Origin of the sequence: Luteimonas sp. R10, assembly GCF_045689605.1 — a bacterium.
Taxonomy (GTDB): Bacteria; Pseudomonadota; Gammaproteobacteria; order Xanthomonadales; family Xanthomonadaceae; genus Luteimonas.
In genome coordinates this window covers 2,993,902-3,011,843 of sequence record NZ_CP141262.1, presented here as the reverse complement: position 1 = coordinate 3,011,843, position 17,942 = coordinate 2,993,902, and the positions used below count along the sequence as shown (strand labels likewise).

Below are 17,942 nucleotides of genomic sequence, written 5' to 3'. Positions count from 1 at the left end.
ACCTGGAGCGGCGACGCTGTGGGCGCCGGGCGTGGCAGGGGGCGCCGGCGCATCCCCCATCCAGGAGGCACGACGCCATGTACCCGCAGTTCCTGCATCGTTTCGGTCTGCAAAGATTCGCCCCCGCACTCGCCGCGCTGCTGGTCTCGGCCTGCAGCCTCGGCGCCTATGCACAGGAAGCCTCGGTGAGCGCCGGCGCCGAGCACGCGCGGCCGCACCGCGAACGCCACGGACTGATCGTCATCGCCCACCGCGGGGCGAGCGGCTACCGCCCGGAGCACACGCTCGAGGCCTACCGGCTGGCGATCCGCCAGGGCGCCGACTTCATCGAGCCGGATCTGGTCGCCACCCGCGACGGCGTGCTGATCGCCCGCCACGAGAACGAGATCTCCGGCACCACCGACGTCGCCGAACGCCCGGAGTTCGCCGAGCGCCGGACCACCAAGGTCGTCGACGGCGTGCCGGTCACCGGCTGGTTCACCGAGGACTTCACCCTGGCCGAGATCCGCACGCTGCGTGCGCGCGAGCGGATCCCGGAGGTCCGCCCCCGCAATGCCCGTTACGACGGCCGCTATCAGGTGCCCACCTTCGCCGAGGTGGTGCGGCTGGCGAAGCGGGAAAGCCGGCCCGGGCGCATCATCGGCGTCTATCCGGAAACCAAGCACCCGACCTACTTCGCCCACGAAGGGCGACGCCTGGATGGCGAACCGATCGGGATCTCGCTGGGCGCGAAGCTGGTCGAGACGCTGGTTGCGGAAGGCTTCACCGACCCGAAGCGGGTCTACATCCAGAGCTTCGAGGTCGAGAACCTGCTGCAGCTGAAGACGCGGATCATGCCCGCGGCCGGGGTCGAACTGCCGCTGGTGCAGCTGTACAGCGACTTCGAGGCGGCCACGCCCTACGACATGGCCTACAACGCCGCGCAAGGCACCGAGCCGACGGCGGTGTACGGCGATCTGGCCGCGCTGGTGGAAGGCGGCATCGGCGCCGATACCCGCTACGGCGCGCTGGCCACGCAGCCGGTGCTGGAATGGATGCAGGCGCACTACGCCAGCGGCATCGGTCCGTGGAAGAACGACCTGGTGTTGCGCGAGCCGCTCGACCCGCCGGTCGACGTCGACGGCGACGGCCGTGCCCTGCTGGCCTCCCGCAACACCGGCCACGTGCATCCGATGCTCGGGCACGCCCTGGCCGCGGGCCTGAAGGTCCATCCGTACACCCTGCGTGCCGAGGAGCCGTTCCTCACCCAGGCGCCCAACGGCGTGCCGCAGTCGGTCGTCGGCGAGGCGGTGCAGTGGTACGCGCTCGGCGTGGACGGCTTCTTCATCGACCAGCCGGACCTGGGCGTGGCCGCGCGCGAGATCTTCCTGGACCTGGCCGATCCGCTTTAGGACGGGAAACGAGAAACGAGGAACGAGTGAGCGCTTCGACTCGTTTCTCGTTCCTCGCCACCCGTTCCTCGCTTCAACTATTCGCCGGTCGGCGTGACGTCGGGGCCCGACGGCGGCGTGACCTCCGGGGTCGACGGCGGTGCGCTGTCGTCCGGCGTCGGCGTCAGGCCGCGCTTCTCCAGCAGCGGCCCGATGTCGGGATCGGCGCCGGAGAAGTCGCGGAACAGCTGCAGCGCGTCCTTGCTGCCGCCTTGCGAGAGCAGGGTGGCGCGGAAGCGGTCGCCGTTGGCGCGGCTCAGGCCGCCGTTCTCCTCGATCCACTTGACCGTGTTGGCGTCGAGCACCTCGGACCAGATGTAGGCGTAGTAGCCGGCCGAATAGCCGCCCATGATGTGGCTGAAGTAGGGCAGGCGGTAGCGCGGCGGTACCGGCGCGAAGTCGATGCCGTCGGCGGCCAGCGCATTGGCCTCGAACGCGACCACTTCGTCGGCCTCGGGGATCTGCTCGCCCTCGGCCTGGTGCAGGCGCTGGTCGAGCATGGCCGCGGCCAGGTACTCGGTGGTGGCGAAGCCCTGGTTGAACTTGGCCGTCTCCAGTACCTTGTCCAGCAGCGCCTGCGGCATCGGCTCTCCGGTCTCGTGATGCTTGGCGTAGTTCGCCAGGATCGACGGCCAGTCCGCCCACATTTCGTTGACCTGCGACGGAAACTCGACGAAGTCGCGCGGCACGCTGGTCCCGCTGAAGTAGGGGTACTTCACGTCCGAGAACATGCCGTGCAGCGCATGGCCGAACTCGTGGAAAGCGGTGGTCACCTCGTCCCAGGTCAGCAGCGTCGGCTCGCCGGCCTGCGGCTTGGGCACGTTGAGGTGGTTGGCCACCACCGGCTTGGTGTCCTCGAGTTCCGACTGCTCGACGTAGGAGTTCATCCAGGCGCCGCCGCGCTTGGAGTCGCGCGCGTACGGATCGAAGATGAAGATCGCCAGTGGGCTGCCGTCGGCGTTGAACACGTCGTACACCCAGGTGTCCGGGTGGTATTTCGGCAGGTCGGTGCGCTGCTTGAAGGTGATCCCGTACAGCTGGGTGGCGGCGAAGAACACGCCGTTTTCCAGCACGTTCATCATCTCGAAGTAGGGCTTGAGCTGCGATTCGTCGAAGTCGTACTTCGCCTGGCGCACCTTCTCGGTGTAGAAGGCCCAGTCCCACGGCTCGAGCTGGAAGCTTTCCTCGCCCTTGGCCGCCTGCTCCTGGTCGATCATCGCCTGCAGGTCGGCCGCCTCGCGTTTGGCGTTGGCGACCGCCGCCGGCGCGAGCTGGCCGAGCATGTCGTTGACCGCCTGCGGGGTCTTGGCGGTCTCGTCCTCGAGCACGTAGGTGGCGTGGTTGGGGTAGCCGAGCATCTCGGCGCGTTCGTCGCGCAGCTTGACCACCTGCGCGATGATGCCGGTGTTGTCCCACTCGTTGCCGCGCGACCCGCGGGCAATCGAAGCCTTGAAGATGCGCTCGCGCAGGCCGCGGTCGGTCAGTTGCGACAGCGGCGGCTGGCCGGTGGTGTTGAGCAGGGTGACGACGTACTTGCCCTCGTGGCCGCGCGACTTCGCCGCCTCGGCGGCGGCGGAGATCTGCGCGTCGGTCAGGCCGTCGAGTTCCTCGCGGGTGTCGACGACCACGGCCGAGTCGTTCACCTCGGCCAGCACGTTCTGGCTGAACTTGGTGCCCAGGTCGGCGAGCTCGGCGTTGATCTGCTTCAGGCGCGCCTTCTGTGCTTCGTCCAGGTCGGCGCCGGCGCGCACGAAGTCGGTGTAGTAGCGCTCGACCAGGCGCGTGCCTTCCGCATCCAGGCCCAGGGACGCGCGATTCTCGTACAGGGTCTTCACCCGCTCGAACAGTTCGGGGTTGAGCGAGATCGCGTCGCGGTGCGCGGCGAACTTCGCCGAGTAGTCGGCCTGCAGCTGCTTGCGCGTGTCGTTGGTGTCGGTGCCGACCAGGTTGAAAAACACCCGCGTCGCCCGGCCCAGCAGCTCGCCCGACTTCTCCAGTTCGAGGATGGTGTTCTCGAACGTCGGGGCCTCGGGGTCGCCGGCGATCGCGTCGATTTCCTCGAGGTTCTGCTTCATCCCCGCATCGAAGGCCGGCGCGAAGTGCTCGTCGCGGATCTCGTCGAACTGGGGATACTGCAGCGGCAGCGGGCTCTGCTCGAAGAACGGGTTGGCCTGCTGGGCCTCGGCGCTGGACACGGCGGACTCCGGAGTCGCGGACTGGGCGAGGACGGGCGTGGCGGCGACCCCGGCGAGGGCGACGGCCAGCGCGAGACTGAGCGGGTGCTTCATCGTGGAAATCCTGGGCAGTGCGGAATTTCCAAGCATAGCCGAAGGCACTCCCGGCAGACCCATGACCATCGGCACGGGCCCCGGAGCGCATCGAAGTGACTGCGCTGCCCTGTAGGAGGGGCTTCAGCCCGCAGACGCACCGGCAGCGGCGACCGTGAACGCGCCGCCGCGTTGCGAAGAGAAACAACGGCAGAAGCATTTCCTGCCAATCCGAACGCGGTCGGGCTGAAGCCCCTCCTACAGGGGCAGGCGGAAGGAGCGATGCGGTCTAGAGCGTCTCGAACTGGCGCGCGATCCAGGACAGCTGGTAGAGCAGTCCGGCGACCACGAAAACGCCGTGATACCAGGGATTGCGGGTGGCGATGGCGACCAGGCTGAGGACGATGTAGGCGCCGTTGCGCACCAGGTACTCGGGGCCGAAGTGATGGAAGTATTCCGGGCCCTTGATCCAGGTGTCGGCGAGATCCACCACGTACACCAGCGCCAGCAGGCCGAAGAACCAGTGCCGGCGGGCGTAGAAGTACTCACGGTAGTCGGGGTATTCCGCCGCGCTGTCGGAGAACACGAATGCGCACAACAGGTACAGCAGCAGCGCGTACAGGGTGACGAACAGGTAGAGGTTGAAGTTCCACGCCACCAGGTGCGAGAGCCGGAACTCCCACCACCAGAAATGGATCAGGTACAGGAACACCGACAATGCCCACAGCAGGTGCACCCAGTACACGCGCCTGCGCCGCGGGTTCTCGATGATGTTGGCGAAGTTGCGAAGCAGGTGGGTCAGGCCGAGGCCGACGATCATGCCCAGCAGGATGCGGATGTGCACGTACAGGGTCGCCAGCGCTGCGCCGTCCGAGCTCGATAGGGTTTGTGGCATCGCATCGCCGGCGGATCGGTTTGCGCCAGCCTAGCGCCTGCGTCGGCCGATGCCCAGACGTGGGCGGGCGGGACGCCTGGCGGGGATCGCCGTCGGACCATGCACGACGGCCGGACACCGCCTAGACTGCCGGCATGGGCCCGCTCTCCGAACCGGAGCGTCTGCGGGCGAACGCGTGGAATCGAGGAATCTTGATCATGGAAACCGCCTACGATTTCAGCGCCGTCGACATCGATGGCGCCGAGCAGCCCCTGGTGCAGTACGCGGGCAGGGCGCTGCTGGTCGTGAACGTCGCCTCGAAGTGCGGGTTCACTCCGCAGTACGCCGGGCTGGAGGCGTTGTGGCGGCAATACCGCGATCGCGGCCTGGTGGTGCTGGGCTTTCCCTGCGACCAGTTCGGGCACCAGGAACCCGGCGACGAGGCGGAGATCCGCGACTTCTGCTCGCTGCAGTACGACGTGAGCTTCCCGATGTTCGCCAAGGTCGAGGTCAACGGCGCCGGTGCGCATCCGCTGTGGGCGTGGCTGAAGGCGCAGAAGGCCGGATTCCTCGGCATCGGCGCGATCAAGTGGAACTTCAGCAAGTTCCTGGTCGGGCGCGACGGCGCGGTGATCGCGCGCTACGCGCCGAACGACACGCCCGAGTCGCTGCGCGCGGACATCGAGGCCGCCTTGGCGCGATGAGCCTATCAAAGGCGACTTGTCGCGGATCGGCGCGGATGGCCGCGGATAACGCAACGACGGCGACGAGCAGCCGCTTTCACCTGCAAGCGCCAATCCGCGCCGATCCGTAGCGGGTGGCTTCGCGGGACGAATCCCGTAGGCGTCAGCGCACGATCGTCACCGGGATGTCGGTCTGCGCGATCACCTTGCTCGAGACCGAGCCGAGCAGCACCCCCTGGACGGCGCCGCGGCCGTGCGACCCCATCACGATCAGGTCGACGCGCGGCTTGTGCGCCACCTCGAGCACGGTTTCGGCGATCTCGCCGATCTCCAGGCATTCGCGCGCCTCCAGTTTCGCCCGCGCCAGAGCCCGCCGCGCAGGAGCCAGCATGGTCGCGTGGTTCTCGGCGTGATGGCGCTGCGCGGCGGCCGCGCCGATCTTTCTTTCGACACCGGGAAACAGCGGCGGATCGACCGCGAGCAGGACGAGCTGCGCCGGCTCGGCCAGTCGCCGGCCGAGCCGGATCGCGAACTTGACCGCACGCAGGCTGATGTCGCTGCCGTCGACGGCGACCAGGATCTTCATCGTTTCGACTCCACGAGGTGACGTCCGGATTCTACGAGCAGTCGCGCCGGGCGTCTCGGCCGGAGTCGGGGCGCCGGGTCCTGGAAGCGGGCACGGTGGTCGCCGCGCTACTTCTCGACGAAGGCACGCTCGAACACGTACTGCCCGGGCGTCCCGATGCGCGGTGCGGCGACGAAGCCGCGGCCGTCGAGCAGGGCGCGGAAGTCGGCCAGCATCTGCGGGCCGCCGCAGATCATGGCGCGGTCGTGCGCCGGGTCGAGCGGCTCGATCCCCAGCTGCCGCATCATCCGTCCGTCCTCCATCAGTGCGGTCAGGCGGCCGCGATGGTCGTGGCCGTCGAAGACGAAGTCCTCGCGGGTCACGGCCGGGTAGTAGCGCAGCCGCGCCCTGATTTGCTCGCCCAGGAATTCGTGCCGCGGCAGTTCGTTGACGATGTAGTCGCGGTAGGCCAGGTCGCCGGGGCGGCGCACGCCGTGGCACAGGATCACCCGCTCGAAGCGCTCGTACGTCTCCGGGTCCTTGAGCACCGCCAGGAACGGCGCCAGCCCGGTGCCGGTCCCCAGCAGGTACAGGTTGCGGCCCGGGTGCAGGTCGTGGATCAGCAGCGTGCCGGTGGGCTTGCGGCCGACCAGCACGCGGTCGCCGGGGCGGACGGCGCGCAGGCGCGAGGTCAGGGCGCCGTCGGGCACCTTGATGCTGAGGAACTCCAACTGCTCCTCCCAGTTGGCGCTGGCGATCGAATACGCGCGCAACAGCGGCCTGTCGTCGACTTCCAGGCCGATCATCACGAACTGGCCGTTGTCGAACCGGAAACCGTCGTCGCGGGTGGTGGTGAAACTGAAGTAGTCGTCCGTCCAGTGACGGACGTCCAGCACCGTTTCGGTGCCAAAGGCAGCAGACATGCGGGGGGTGGCGTCAAGCGGACTGCCGTAGATTGTACCGGATTGATGAGACCGGTTCTCATCTTTGCGACGTCACGCCGGCAACAACCGGAACGCGGCACACTGCGGCCATGACCGCGAGGCTTTGGACCGTCGGCCATTCGACCCGTGACTGGGAGACGTTTGTCGCGCTGCTGACGGCGGCCGGGATCGAAGCCGTTGCCGACGTACGCCGCTTCGCCGGCTCGCGGCGGCACCCGCAGTTCTCGGGGACGGCGATGGCGCAGGCGCTGCCGCGATCGGGGCTGGCCTATGTGCCGATGCCCGAACTCGGCGGGCGCAGGCCGCCGCGGCCGGATTCGCCGAACACCGCCTGGCGCAATGCCGGCTTCCGCGGCTACGCCGACTACATGGCCACGCCGGAGTACGCAGCCGCCCGCGAACGCCTGGGCGATCTGGCAATCCGGTCGCGGACGGCGGTGCTGTGCGCCGAGGCGGTCTGGTGGCAATGCCATCGCGGGCTGATCGCGGACGACTTCAAGACCCGTGGCTGGGACGTGATCCATCTGCTGGCGGCTGGGCGCACGCAGCCGCACCCGTATACCTCCGCGGCCCGGATCGTCGACGGGCGCCTGGACTATTCCGCGCCCGCGGACGACCAGGCCTCGCTGTTCTGAGGCGGTCGGAGGCCCGCAGGCGGCGGGCCTCCGTAACGCCCGCGCGGGTCAGCCGCAGCAGTAGCAGACGCCGGCGATGTAGCTGCCGCCGAAGCCGGGGCAGTCGGACTCGCAGACCCAGCTGCAGGAGTTGGCCTGCGCCTTTTCGGCGGTGCCGCTGGCGACCGCCTGCATCGCACCGAATCCCATGGCCCCGGCGAAGGCGACCGCGACCAGCAGCTTGCGCAACGAAATCTTCGAACGCTTCATGGTGTGTTCCTCGTTTGCATGGCGGCCGCAGGCGGCGTGTCCGTACGCATTGCGGCCAGGATCGAACCGACCTGGTCCATGGTGTCGATGGTGCCCAGATGCGAGTGCAGCACGCGGCCGTCGGCGCCGATCACCAGCACCAGCGGCACGCTGCTGCCGCGGAACAGCATCAGCGTGCGGCGCTCGGCGACCGCCGCGACCGGGAAATCGAAGCCGTGCTCGCGCACGTAGCCGGCCAGCGGGCCGGCGTCCGCATCGCCGACCCCGATCATCTGCACGCGTTCGCCGAACGCGTCCTCAAGGCGCCCGGCAAGGGCCCGCACCATCGGCGCCGACGCCAGGCAGTAGGGGCATTGCGGGGTGAAGAAGTAGAGCACCTGGAAGTCGCCGGAGACGCCGCCCAGGGTGAGCGCCTCGCCGCGCAGCCCTTCGACCGGCACGGCCGGGACGTACATGCCGTAGTAGGGGCGCGTGGCGCGTTCGGCGAGCCAGTCGCGCTGCGTGCGCAGCTCGCGGTTCTGCCAGGCCAGCACCGCCACCAGCGCGAGCGAGAGCAGCAGGGCGATCGGCAGGACGGGGAGCTTGCGCACGGTGGCGGGCGTCCATTCGCGGCAACGGCGCCGCCATGCCGCGAAGCTATCGACCGGCCGGCGGGCGCGTCAATGCGGCAAGGATGACCGGCTGCGCAGTTCCGCGCGGACGCACCGAGCGGGTGCGTTCGCGATCGCCGGGCTGTGCGCCGCTTCACAGTCGTTGCCGCGCTGCGGCATGGCGGATCAGCGGTAGCCGGCCGCCTGCAGCTCGAACAGCTCGGCGTAGCGGCCGCCCTGCGCCATCAGCTCGGCGTGGGTGCCGCTGGCCTCGATCATGCCGGCCTCCAGCACCAGGATGCGGTCGGCCATGCGCACGCTGGAGAACCGGTGCGAGATCAACACCGCGGTGCGCCGCTCCGACAGCTCCTTGAAGCGCTTGAACACCTCGAACTCGCTGCGCGCGTCGAGCGCGGCGGTGGGCTCGTCGAGGATCATCACCTGGGCGTCGCGCATGTAGGCGCGGGCGATGGCGATCTTCTGCCATTGCCCGCCGGACAGGTCGACGCCGGTGCGGAAACGGCGTCCGATCAGCTGCGCATAGCCCAGCGGAAGCGCCTCGATCACCTCGTCGGCCATCGCCCGCTGCGCGGCATCACGGATGCGGGCGTCGTCGTCCATGGCGTCGATGCGGCCGACGCCGATGTTCTCGGCGGCGGTGAGGTGGTAGCGCACGAAGTCCTGGAAGATCACGCCGATGTTGGCGCGCAGGTCGTCGAGGTCGTACTCGCGCAGGTCGCGGCCGTCGAGCAGGATCCGGCCCTCGTCGGGGTCGTACAGCCGCGCCAGCAGCTTGACCAGGGTGGTCTTGCCGGCGCCGTTCTCGCCGACCAGCGCCAGCACCTCGCCGGCGCGCAGCTCGAAGTCGAGGTGGCGCACCGCCCAGCGCTCGGCGTCGGGATAGCGGAAGCCGACGTTCTCGAACACGAAGCCCCGGGCGACCGGCTGCGGGAACGGGAGCGGATGCTCCGGGGACCGGATCTCCGGCTCGATCGCGAAGAACGAGAACAGGTCCTCCAGGTACAGCGCCTGCCCGGCGACCTGCGAGAAGCCGATCAGCAGCCCCTCCAGCAGCTGCCGCAGGCGCCGGAAGCTGCCGGCCAGGAAGGTCAGGTCGCCGATGCTGAAGTCGCCGCGCACCGTGCGCCAGGCGATGTAGGCGTAGGCGACGTAGTAGCCCAGCGTGCCCAGCGCCGCCAGCAGCGCGCCCCAGAACGCGCGCCGCCGCGCCAGCGCGCGATTGGCGCGGTAGAAGCCGTCGGCCAGGGCGCGGTAGCGGCCGATCAGGAACCGGTGCAGGTCGAAGATCTTGACCTCTTTCGCCGTCTCCACGCTGGCCCCGGTCTGGCGCACGTATTCCAGCTGCCGCCGCTCCGGCGTCCACTGGAAATTCAGCGAGTAGTTCATCGCGTTGAAATGCGCCTCGCCGACGAAGGCCGGGATCAGCGCGACCGCCAGCAGCAGGATCAGCCAGGGCGCGTACACCAGCAGGCCGACGGCGAAGCTGACCACGGTGATCGCGTCCTGCAGCTGGCCGAACAGCTGGCCCATCAGGTTCATGCGGCCCATGGTTTGGCGGCGGGCGCGGTCGAGCTTGTCCTGCAGTTCGGGGTCCTCGAAGTCCTCCAGGTCCAGCGTCGCCGCGTGCTCCATCAGGCGGATGCTGGTGGCGTTGGTGAACAGCTCCGACAGCAGCGCGTCGGCGTAGCTGACCAGGCGGCCGAGCAGGTCGGAGACGATCGCCAGGCCGAACTCGAGCGCCAGCAGCCACAGCAGGTGATCCAGCTGGCCGCTGCGCCACGCGGTCCCCATCGACTCGAACGCCAGGCCCAGCCCGACCAGGCGCACCGCCTCGTCGATGATCAGCTTGCCGATGTAGAGCATCAGGATCGGCAGGAACGCGCGCACCAGGCGCAGGCCCAGGCTGGTCAGGGTCAGGGCCGGACTGGTGGCCCAGATCTGCCGGAGGAACGGCGGCAGGTTACGCATCGCGTGGAAGCGCTCGCGCAGGCTGGGGTTCGGGCGCTTGGCGGATGCCGCGGCGGGCGGCGGGGAACTGGGCATCGGCGGATTGTGCCTGCTGCGAGCCGCAGCCACGCGAGCGGACCCACTCCCGTAGAGCGGAGCTCGCTCCGCTGCTTTCGGCTCCGGAGCCCGCGCAGCCGAGCAAGCTCGGCTCTACAGGAGGGCTCCGGAGCCCGGGCAGCCGAGCAAGCTTGGTTCTACGGGATGAGGGGTGCGCATTGGAGCGGGTCCGCTCCGCCGGCGGGGGAACAGCGCCGGTCCGCGCCCGCGGCTTACGTGGGCCGGCGGCGGGCCGGTATACTCGCCGATGGCCGCGGCACTTCGCCGCGGTTCCTGTTAATGCTTCAGTCGGTTAGACGACACTACTCATCCTTTTTCTCATATGCGCCGCCGCGGACTGCCGTGGCCCGCCGAGGCACCCCACCGCCGCATGCGCCTGTCCACGATCAAGCTCTCCGGATTCAAGTCCTTCGTCGACCCCACCACGCTGCACCTGCCGACCAACATGACCGGCGTGGTCGGCCCGAACGGCTGCGGCAAGTCCAACATCATCGACGCGGTGCGCTGGGTGATGGGCGAGAGCACCGCCAGCCGGCTGCGCGGCGATTCGCTGACCGACGTGATCTTCTCCGGCTCCACCGCGCGCAAGCCGGTCTCGCAGGCCATGGTGGAGCTGATCTTCGACAACTCCGACCACACCATCAGCGGCGAGTACGCGGCGTTCAACGAGATCTCGGTCAAGCGCACGGTCAGCCGCGACGGCCAGAGCACCTATTACCTCAACGGCACCCGCTGCCGCCGCCGCGACATCACCGACCTGTTCCTCGGCACCGGCCTGGGCCCGCGCAGCTACTCGATCATCGAGCAGGGCATGATCAGCCAGATCATCGACGCCCGGCCCGAGGACCTGCGCATCTACCTGGAGGAGGCCGCCGGCATCTCCAAGTACAAGGAGCGGCGCAAGGAGACCGAGACCCGCATCCGCCACACCCGCGAGAACCTCGACCGCCTCAACGACCTGCGCGAGGAGGTCGGCAAGCAGCTCGAACACCTGCGGCGCCAGGCGCGGCAGGCCGAGCAGTACACCGCGATCCAGGCCGAACGCAAGGTCCGCGACGCCGAGTGGAAGGCGCTCGAGTACCGCGGCGTCGACGCGCAGCTGCAGGCGCTGCGCGAGGGCCTGTCGCAGGAGGAGACCCGGCTGCAGCAGCTGATCGCCGAGCAGCGCGAGGCCGAGCGCCAGATCGAGACCGGCCGCGTGCGCCAGCAGGAGGCGAGCGAGGCGCTGAACAAGGCGCAGGCCGGCGTCTACGAGGTCGGCGGCACCCTGGCCCGCATCGAGCAGCAGATCGCCCACCAGCGCGACCTCGGCGAGCGCCTGCGCAGGGCGCACGAGGAGGCGCAGAGCGCGCTGTCGGAGATCGGCGAGCACATCAGCGGCGACCAGGCGCGCCTGGAATCGCTGCAGGCCGCGATCGTCGAGGACGAGCCGCGACTGCAACAGCTGCGCGCCGAGGACGAGGCACGGCAGGAGGCCCTGCGCGACGCCGAAACCGCGCTGGCCGACTGGCAGCAGCGCTGGGACGCGCACAGCCGCGAGAGCGCCGAGGCCGCGCGTGGGGCTGATGTCGAGCGCACCCGCGTCGATTATCTGGACCGGCAGTCGCTGGAAGCGGACCGCCGCCGCGAGCAGCTGACCGCCGAGCGCGCCGGCCTGGACCTGGACGCGCTGGCCGCGGCGTTCGAGGGCGTGCAGGCGCAGCATGACGAGCAGAAGGCCGGGCTGGAGACCCTCGCCGAGGGCCTCGAGGCGCGCAAGCAGGCGGCGCTGGCGCTGCAGGACGAGCAGCGCGGCGCGCAGAACGAGATTTCCGAGGTCCGCAAGCGCGCCCAGGAGGCGCGCGGGCGCCTGTCTTCGCTGGAGGCGCTGCAGCATGCCGCGCTCGGCCAGGAGCAGGGCGCCGCGGTCGAGTGGCTGCGCCGGCAGGGCCTGGATTCGGCCGCGCGCGTGGGCGAGCGCCTGCAGGTCGAGTCCGGCTGGGAGAACGCGGTCGAAAGCGCGCTCGGGCAGCTGATCGAGGGCGTGCTGGTCGACGACCCGCAGGCGCTGGTGGGCGCCCTGGGCGACCTCGGCGAGGGCCGCCTGGCGCTGGTGGCGGCGGCGCAGGGCGAGGACGCGTTCGCGCCGACCTCGCTGGCGGCGAAGGTGCGGGGCCCGCTGGCGATCCGCCGGCTGCTGGCGCGGCTGCACGTGGCCGAGTCGCTGGACGAGGCGCGCGCGCTGCAGGCGCGGCTGGAGGCCGGCGATTCGGTCATCACCCGCAACGGCGAGCGCCTCGGCGCCGGCTGGGTCCGGGTGCTGCGCTCGGGCGCGGCCAAGCAGGGTGCGCTGCTGCGCGAGCGCGAGATCCAGGCGCTGCGCGCCGAGATCGAGGCCCTGCAGGAACGCGAGGCAGAACTGGAGGAGGCGGCGACCGCGCGCCGCGACCGCCTGCTCGCGGCCGAGCAGCAGCGCGAGGACGCGCAGCGCGCGCTGTACATGGCGCACCGCGGCGTGTCGGAGCTCGCCGGCCAGTTGCAGAGCCAGCAGGGCCGGCTGGATTCGGCCCGCAACCGCATCGAGAAGATCGACGCCGAGCTCGCGCAGCTGCACGAGACCATCGACGGCAGCGGCCAGCAGGCGCGCGCGTCGCGCGCGCGGCTGGAAGACGCCGTGGCCGCCATGGCGGAGCTGGAACAGACCCGCCAGGCGCTGGACGCCGAGCGCCGCAGGCTGGCCGAGGCCCGCGATGCCGCCCGCGACGCCGCCCGCGCCTCGCGCGATGCCGCGCACGCGCTGGCGCTGACCCTGGAATCGCAGCGCACCCAGGCCGCGGCGTTGACCCAGGCGCTGGAGCGCATGGGCGGGCAGCGCGGGCAGCTCGACAGCCGGCTCGAGCAGATTAACGCCCAGCTCGCCGAGGGCGACGCCCCGGTGCACGGGCTGGAGGCCGAGCGCCAGGCCGCGCTGGAGCAGCGCGTGCTGGCCGACAACGCGCTCAACGCGGCGCGCGCGGCGCTGGAGGGCGTGGAGAACGAGCTGCGCGGCTACGAACAGGTCCGCCAGCAGCGCGACGAGCAGGCGCTGGCGCAGCGCGAGGCGATCTCGCAGCGCCGGCTGGACCAGCAGGCGCTGGTGATCCGCACCGAGCAGCTCGCCGCCGCGGTCGCCGAGGGCGGCATCGTGCTCGAGGACGTGCTGAACGGCCTGCCGGCCGAGGCCGACGTCGCGGACTGGGAAAAGACCGTCACCGACTTCGACGCCAAGCTGCGGCGGCTGGAGCCGGTCAACCTGGCCGCGATCCAGGAGCATGCCGAGGCCGCCGAGCGCAAGGAGTACCTGGACCGCCAGGACGCCGACCTGACCGCCGCGCTGGAGACCCTGGAGGACGCGATCCGCAAGATCGACCGCGAGACCCGCGGCCGCTTCAAGGACACCTTCGACCGGGTCAACTCCGGCGTGCAGGAGCTCTATCCGCGCCTGTTCGGCGGCGGCCACGCCTATCTCGAGCTGACCGGCGAGGACCTGCTCGACACCGGCGTGACGATCATGGCGCGTCCGCCCGGCAAGCGCGTGTCCAGCATCTCGCTGCTGTCCGGCGGCGAGAAGGCGATGACCGCGGTGGCGCTGGTGTTCGCGATCTTCCGCCTCAATCCGGCCCCGTTCTGCCTGCTCGACGAGGTCGACGCGCCGCTGGACGAGGCCAACGTCGGCCGCTTCACCACCATGGTGCTGGAGATGAGCGAGCAGGTGCAGTTCCTGTTCGTCACCCACAACAAGGCGACCATGGAGGCCGCACAGCAGCTGTCGGGCGTTACCATGCGCGAGCCCGGCGTCAGCCGCCTGGTGTCGGTCGACCTGGCCGAGGCGGCGCGGCTGGCGGGGGCCGCCTAGCCGTGCCGGCCGCGCCTTCGTTGCCTGCGGTGGCCGGCCGCCCATTCACCGCGAGGAGAGGACGATGTCGGACGAGTGGCTGCTACAGATCTGGATCCTGGTGGCGGGCGCGTTCCTGCTCGCCGCCATCTGGTACTTCGGCACCCGTCCGCGGCAGAACTCGCAGGGCCGCCGGCTGAAGACCGAGCAGCGCGGCGAGCGCACCGAGCCGACGTTGGGCGCACAGCTCGAGGAGGAACTGGCGGGGTCCGCTGTGCCCGGCGAGGAGGCCGTACAGGCCGAGATGGAGCTGTTCGACGATGCCGTCGGCGAGCCGGCCAGCCCGAACGCCGATCTCGGCCGCCGCGTGAGCGAGGACTTCGACAAGATCGTGACGCTGTACATCGCCGCGCGCGCCGGCCAGGTGCTGCGCGGCCCGGACATCGTGGTCGCCGCTGAGAAGGCGGGGCTGACCTACGGCCACATGAACGTGTTCCACCGGCTGGTGGAGGGGCACCCCGAGCGCGGGCCGATCTTCAGCGTCGCCAACATCCGCAAGCCCGGGAGCTTCGAGATGTCGGAGATCCAGTCGCTGGAAACGCCGGCGATCGCGTTCTTCCTGACGTTGCCGGCGCCGGTCAGCGCGCTCGACGCCTGGGACGCGATGCAGCCGACCGCGCAGCGCATGGCCGAGCTGCTCGACGGCGTGCTGCTGGACGAGCAGCGCAACGCCCTCGGCCGCCAGCGCATCGCCCACCTGCGCGACGAACTGCGCGCCTACGACCGCCAGCACGAGGCCCCGCCGATCACCCGCAGCCCCCGCTGGTAGCGCGCCGCGCCGAGCAATACCGTCCGTTGCCACAAGGCATCACCGTCGCCACGGGGCGGCGCGAACGAATAGCCACTTCGGCAGCTGGTGCTTTCGACGAGCGTCCTCGGTTGACCGCGCGGGCGGTCGCCGCACCGGGGGTATTGCTGCGCCCTTCGGTCCGGCCATCCATGGCCGGACTCAGGGCCGCAGGCCATCCATGGCCTGCTCTCCGCAATACCCCCGGCACGGCGCCCGCTTCAGCATTGGTCGGCTTCGGAGGAATTGGCTGCCGAGCATCCGAAAGCGAATTGCCGACGCGGCGTCCGGGCCGGGGGATGCGGACAGCAGACCATGGATGGTCTGCGGCGGCGAGTCGGGCCATGGATGGCCCGACCGAGCCGGGGAGCATTCCCCGGCCCGGACGCCGCTGGTTCCGGAGCCCACGAACAGACCGTTTCTCACGTCCCGCCTCCGATCGAACACGTGCGAGCCGCGCCAGGCGTTTGGTCGGTGCTTCGGTGTGCCGCGTCGGGTTGATGGTTCCACTGCCGCAGAACGCCACCATGGCGACAGCCGACATCGCGCCGGTACCCGGGGGTTAGAATTCGCCGATGCCTGCGAAGCCAGCCGCCCGCGCCGCCGAACTGCGCCGCCAGATCGACGACGCCAACTACCGCTACCACGTGCTCGACGAGCCGCGCATTCCGGACGCCAAGTACGACGCGCTGATGCGCGAACTCGAGGCGCTGGAGGCGGAACACCCGGAACTGGCCAGCGAGGACTCGCCGACCCGCCGCGTCGGCGCCGCGCCGTCGTCGAAGTTCGCCGAGGTCCGGCACGCGGTGCCGATGCTGTCGCTGGGCAACGCCTTCGAGGAACAGGAGGTGCGCGACTTCGTGCGGCGCATCGCCGAGCGCCTGGAGCGCGACGAGCCGGTGTTCTCGGCCGAGCCCAAGCTCGACGGCCTGGCGATCAGCCTGCGCTACGAGGACGGCGCGTTCGTGCAGGGCGCCACCCGCGGCGACGGCGCCACCGGCGAGGACGTCACCGCCAACCTGCGCACCGTGCGGGCGATCCCGCTGAAGCTGCGCGGCAGGGGCTGGCCGAAGGTGCTGGAGGTCCGCGGCGAGGTCTACATGCCGCGCGCCGACTTCGAAACCTACAACGCCCGGATGCGCGAGACCGGCGGCAAGGTGCTGGCCAATCCGCGCAACGGCGCGGCCGGCTCTCTGCGCCAGCTCGATCCCCGCATCACCGCGCAGCGTCCGCTCAGCTTCTTCGCCTACGGCGCAGGCCTGGTGGAGGGGGCGCCGCTGCCGGACACCCACTCGAAAGTGCTGGAGAAGCTGCGCCAATGGGGATTCCCGGTCAGCGCGCTGGCCGAGGTGGTCCGCGGCGCCGACGGGCTGCTCGACTACTACCGCCGCATCGGCGAGCGCCGCGACGCGCTGCCGTTCGACATCGACGGCGTGGTCTACAAGCTCGACGACGTGCGTGGCCAGCGCGAGATGGGCTTCGTCTCGCGCGCGCCGCGCTGGGCACTGGCGCACAAGTACCCGGCGCAGGAACAGTCGACGGTGGTGGAGGCGATCGAGATCCAGATCGGCCGTACCGGGGCGGCCACGCCGGTCGCGCGCCTGCGCGAGGTGCAGGTGGCGGGCGTCAACGTCACCAATGCCACCCTGCACAACGCCGACCAGATCGCGCGGCTGGACGTGCGCGTCGGCGACACCGTGATCGTGCGCCGCGCCGGCGACGTGATCCCGGAGGTGCTGTCGGTGATCCCGGAGCACCGGCCGCCCTCGGCGCAGCCGTGGACGATGCCGGCGACGTGCCCGGAATGCGGTTCGGAGATCGTGCGCGAGGAGGGCGGGGTGGTCTGGCGCTGTTCCGGCGAGCTCAGCTGCCCGGCGCAGCGCAAGGAGGCGATCCGCCACTTCGCCTCGCGCCGGGCGATGGACATCGACGGCCTGGGCGAGCGCTACATCGAGGACCTGTCGGACTTCGGCTACCTGGGGTCCGTGGCCGACCTCTACCGCCTCACGCTCGACGACCTGCTGGAGATGAAGCGCCGCTCCGACGAGCGCGGCGGCACCACGCCGGAAACGGTGAAGGCCGGCAAGGTGGCGACCAAGTGGGCCGAGAACCTGGTCGCGGCGATCGACCGCAGCCGCGACGCCACGCTGGCGCGGTTCCTGTTCGCGCTCGGCATCCAGCACGTCGGCGAGAGTACCGCCAAGGCGCTGGCGGCTTGGTTCGGCGACCTGGAACTGATCCGGCGCACGCCGTGGCCGCTGTTCAAGCGCGTGCCCGACATCGGCGGCGAAGTCGCGCGCGCGATCGGACATTTCCTCGACCAGCCGGGCAACCAGCAGGTGATCGACGACCTGCTCGCGCGCGGCGTGCGCATCGGCGATACGCACCCGCCATCGCCGAAGCTGCGCGACGGACTCGACCTGGCGACGCTGCTGGTCGACCTGGAGATCCCGAAGATCACGCCCGTACGCGCCGCGCAGCTCGCGTCCGCGTTCGCATCGGCCGGTGCGCTGCGCAAGGCGGCGGCGCACAACCACGTGGCGGCGGGGCTGCCTGCCGAGGCGGCCGATTCGCTGGTGGCGTGGTTCGCCGACGATGCGAACGCGGCGCTGTTCCTGGCGTCGGCCAAGGCGCAGCAGGCGCTGGCGAAGCGGCTGCCGGAGCGCGCCTCCGCCGCGGCCGGCCCGCTCGACGGGCAGACCGTCGTGCTCACCGGCAGCCTGGAATCGATGACCCGCGACGAGGCGAAGGAGCGGCTGGAGGCGCTGGGCGCCAAGGCCGCCGGCAGCGTGTCGAAGAAGACCAGCTTCGTGGTCGCCGGCGAATCGGCCGGCTCCAAGCTGGCGAAGGCCGAGGAACTCGGCATCGAAGTCTGGGACGAGGCGCGGCTGGTCGCGTTCCTGGAAGCGCACGCGTGACG

The 17,942-nt window shown here is 70.3% G+C and carries 13 protein-coding genes; 6 read left to right on the top strand and 7 right to left on the bottom strand.

The features are described 5' to 3' along the window. Window positions 1-77: 77 nt before the first annotated feature. Window positions 78-1,391: a glycerophosphodiester phosphodiesterase family protein gene (locus tag U3649_RS13180; RefSeq protein ID WP_407351769.1), complete on the top strand. Its 1,314-nt coding sequence runs from the start codon at window positions 78-80 to the stop codon at window positions 1,389-1,391. Between the two features lie 77 nt (window positions 1,392-1,468). Here the strand turns inward: U3649_RS13180 and U3649_RS13175 are convergent, their stop codons facing one another. After that, window positions 1,469-3,718 carry a M3 family metallopeptidase gene (locus U3649_RS13175; RefSeq protein ID WP_407351768.1) on the bottom strand — a complete coding sequence of 750 codons (2,250 nt, stop codon included), beginning with the start codon at window positions 3,716-3,718 and terminating at the stop codon, window positions 1,469-1,471. Between the two features lie 268 nt (window positions 3,719-3,986). Next, a complete protein-coding gene (locus U3649_RS13170) occupies window positions 3,987-4,592 on the bottom strand; it encodes a hypothetical protein (RefSeq protein ID WP_407351767.1) in 606 nt (201 codons plus the stop codon). Between the two features lie 197 nt (window positions 4,593-4,789). On the opposite strand from U3649_RS13170, the gene U3649_RS13165 reads away from it, so the two are divergent. Next, window positions 4,790-5,275, top strand: coding sequence for a glutathione peroxidase (locus U3649_RS13165; RefSeq protein WP_407351766.1), 486 nt, complete (start codon window positions 4,790-4,792; stop codon window positions 5,273-5,275). 142 nt (window positions 5,276-5,417) lie between these two features. Here U3649_RS13165 and U3649_RS13160 read toward each other — a convergent pair whose 3' ends face one another. Together U3649_RS13160 and U3649_RS13155 are read right to left on the bottom strand one after the other, a co-directional pair. Next, window positions 5,418-5,840, bottom strand: coding sequence for a universal stress protein (locus U3649_RS13160; RefSeq protein WP_407351765.1), 423 nt, complete (start codon window positions 5,838-5,840; stop codon window positions 5,418-5,420). Between the two features lie 107 nt (window positions 5,841-5,947). Beyond that, window positions 5,948-6,742, bottom strand: a complete 795-nt coding sequence (locus U3649_RS13155; RefSeq protein WP_407351764.1) for a ferredoxin--NADP reductase — start codon at window positions 6,740-6,742, stop codon at window positions 5,948-5,950. A gap of 110 nt (window positions 6,743-6,852) precedes the next feature. Here U3649_RS13155 and U3649_RS13150 point away from each other — a divergent pair, with 110 nt between their 5' ends. Next, the gene (locus U3649_RS13150; RefSeq protein ID WP_407351763.1) at window positions 6,853-7,398 is read left to right on the top strand and encodes a DUF488 family protein; all 546 of its coding nucleotides are present in this window, start codon (window positions 6,853-6,855) and stop codon (window positions 7,396-7,398) included. 48 nt (window positions 7,399-7,446) lie between these two features. Here U3649_RS13150 and U3649_RS13145 read toward each other — a convergent pair whose 3' ends face one another. From U3649_RS13145 to U3649_RS13135, 3 genes are all read right to left on the bottom strand, one after another. Next, on the bottom strand, window positions 7,447-7,647 hold the full coding sequence (locus U3649_RS13145; protein ID WP_407351762.1) for a hypothetical protein: 201 nt from the start codon (window positions 7,645-7,647) through the stop codon (window positions 7,447-7,449). Continuing rightward, the gene (locus tag U3649_RS13140; RefSeq protein WP_407351761.1) at window positions 7,644-8,237 is read right to left on the bottom strand and encodes a TlpA family protein disulfide reductase; all 594 of its coding nucleotides are present in this window, start codon (window positions 8,235-8,237) and stop codon (window positions 7,644-7,646) included. The genes U3649_RS13145 and U3649_RS13140 overlap by 4 nt, the downstream gene beginning before the upstream one ends. A gap of 186 nt (window positions 8,238-8,423) precedes the next feature. After that, the gene (locus U3649_RS13135) at window positions 8,424-10,301 is read right to left on the bottom strand and encodes an ABC transporter ATP-binding protein (protein ID WP_407351760.1); all 1,878 of its coding nucleotides are present in this window, start codon (window positions 10,299-10,301) and stop codon (window positions 8,424-8,426) included. A gap of 391 nt (window positions 10,302-10,692) precedes the next feature. Between U3649_RS13135 and smc the strand changes: the two genes are divergently transcribed. The 3 genes from smc to ligA all read left to right on the top strand — a co-directional run bounded on the left by smc (window position 10,693) and on the right by ligA (window position 17,940). Next, window positions 10,693-14,196, top strand: coding sequence for a chromosome segregation protein SMC (gene smc, locus U3649_RS13130; RefSeq protein WP_407351759.1), 3,504 nt, complete (start codon window positions 10,693-10,695; stop codon window positions 14,194-14,196). A 64-nt stretch (window positions 14,197-14,260) separates the two neighbouring features. Further along, on the top strand, window positions 14,261-15,004 hold the full coding sequence (zipA, locus tag U3649_RS13125) for a cell division protein ZipA (protein WP_407351758.1): 744 nt from the start codon (window positions 14,261-14,263) through the stop codon (window positions 15,002-15,004). Window positions 15,005-15,597: 593 nt separating this feature from the next. Then, window positions 15,598-17,940: an NAD-dependent DNA ligase LigA gene (gene ligA / locus U3649_RS13120; protein ID WP_407351757.1), complete on the top strand. Its 2,343-nt coding sequence runs from the start codon at window positions 15,598-15,600 to the stop codon at window positions 17,938-17,940. The last annotated feature ends 2 nt before the right edge of the window (window positions 17,941-17,942 follow it).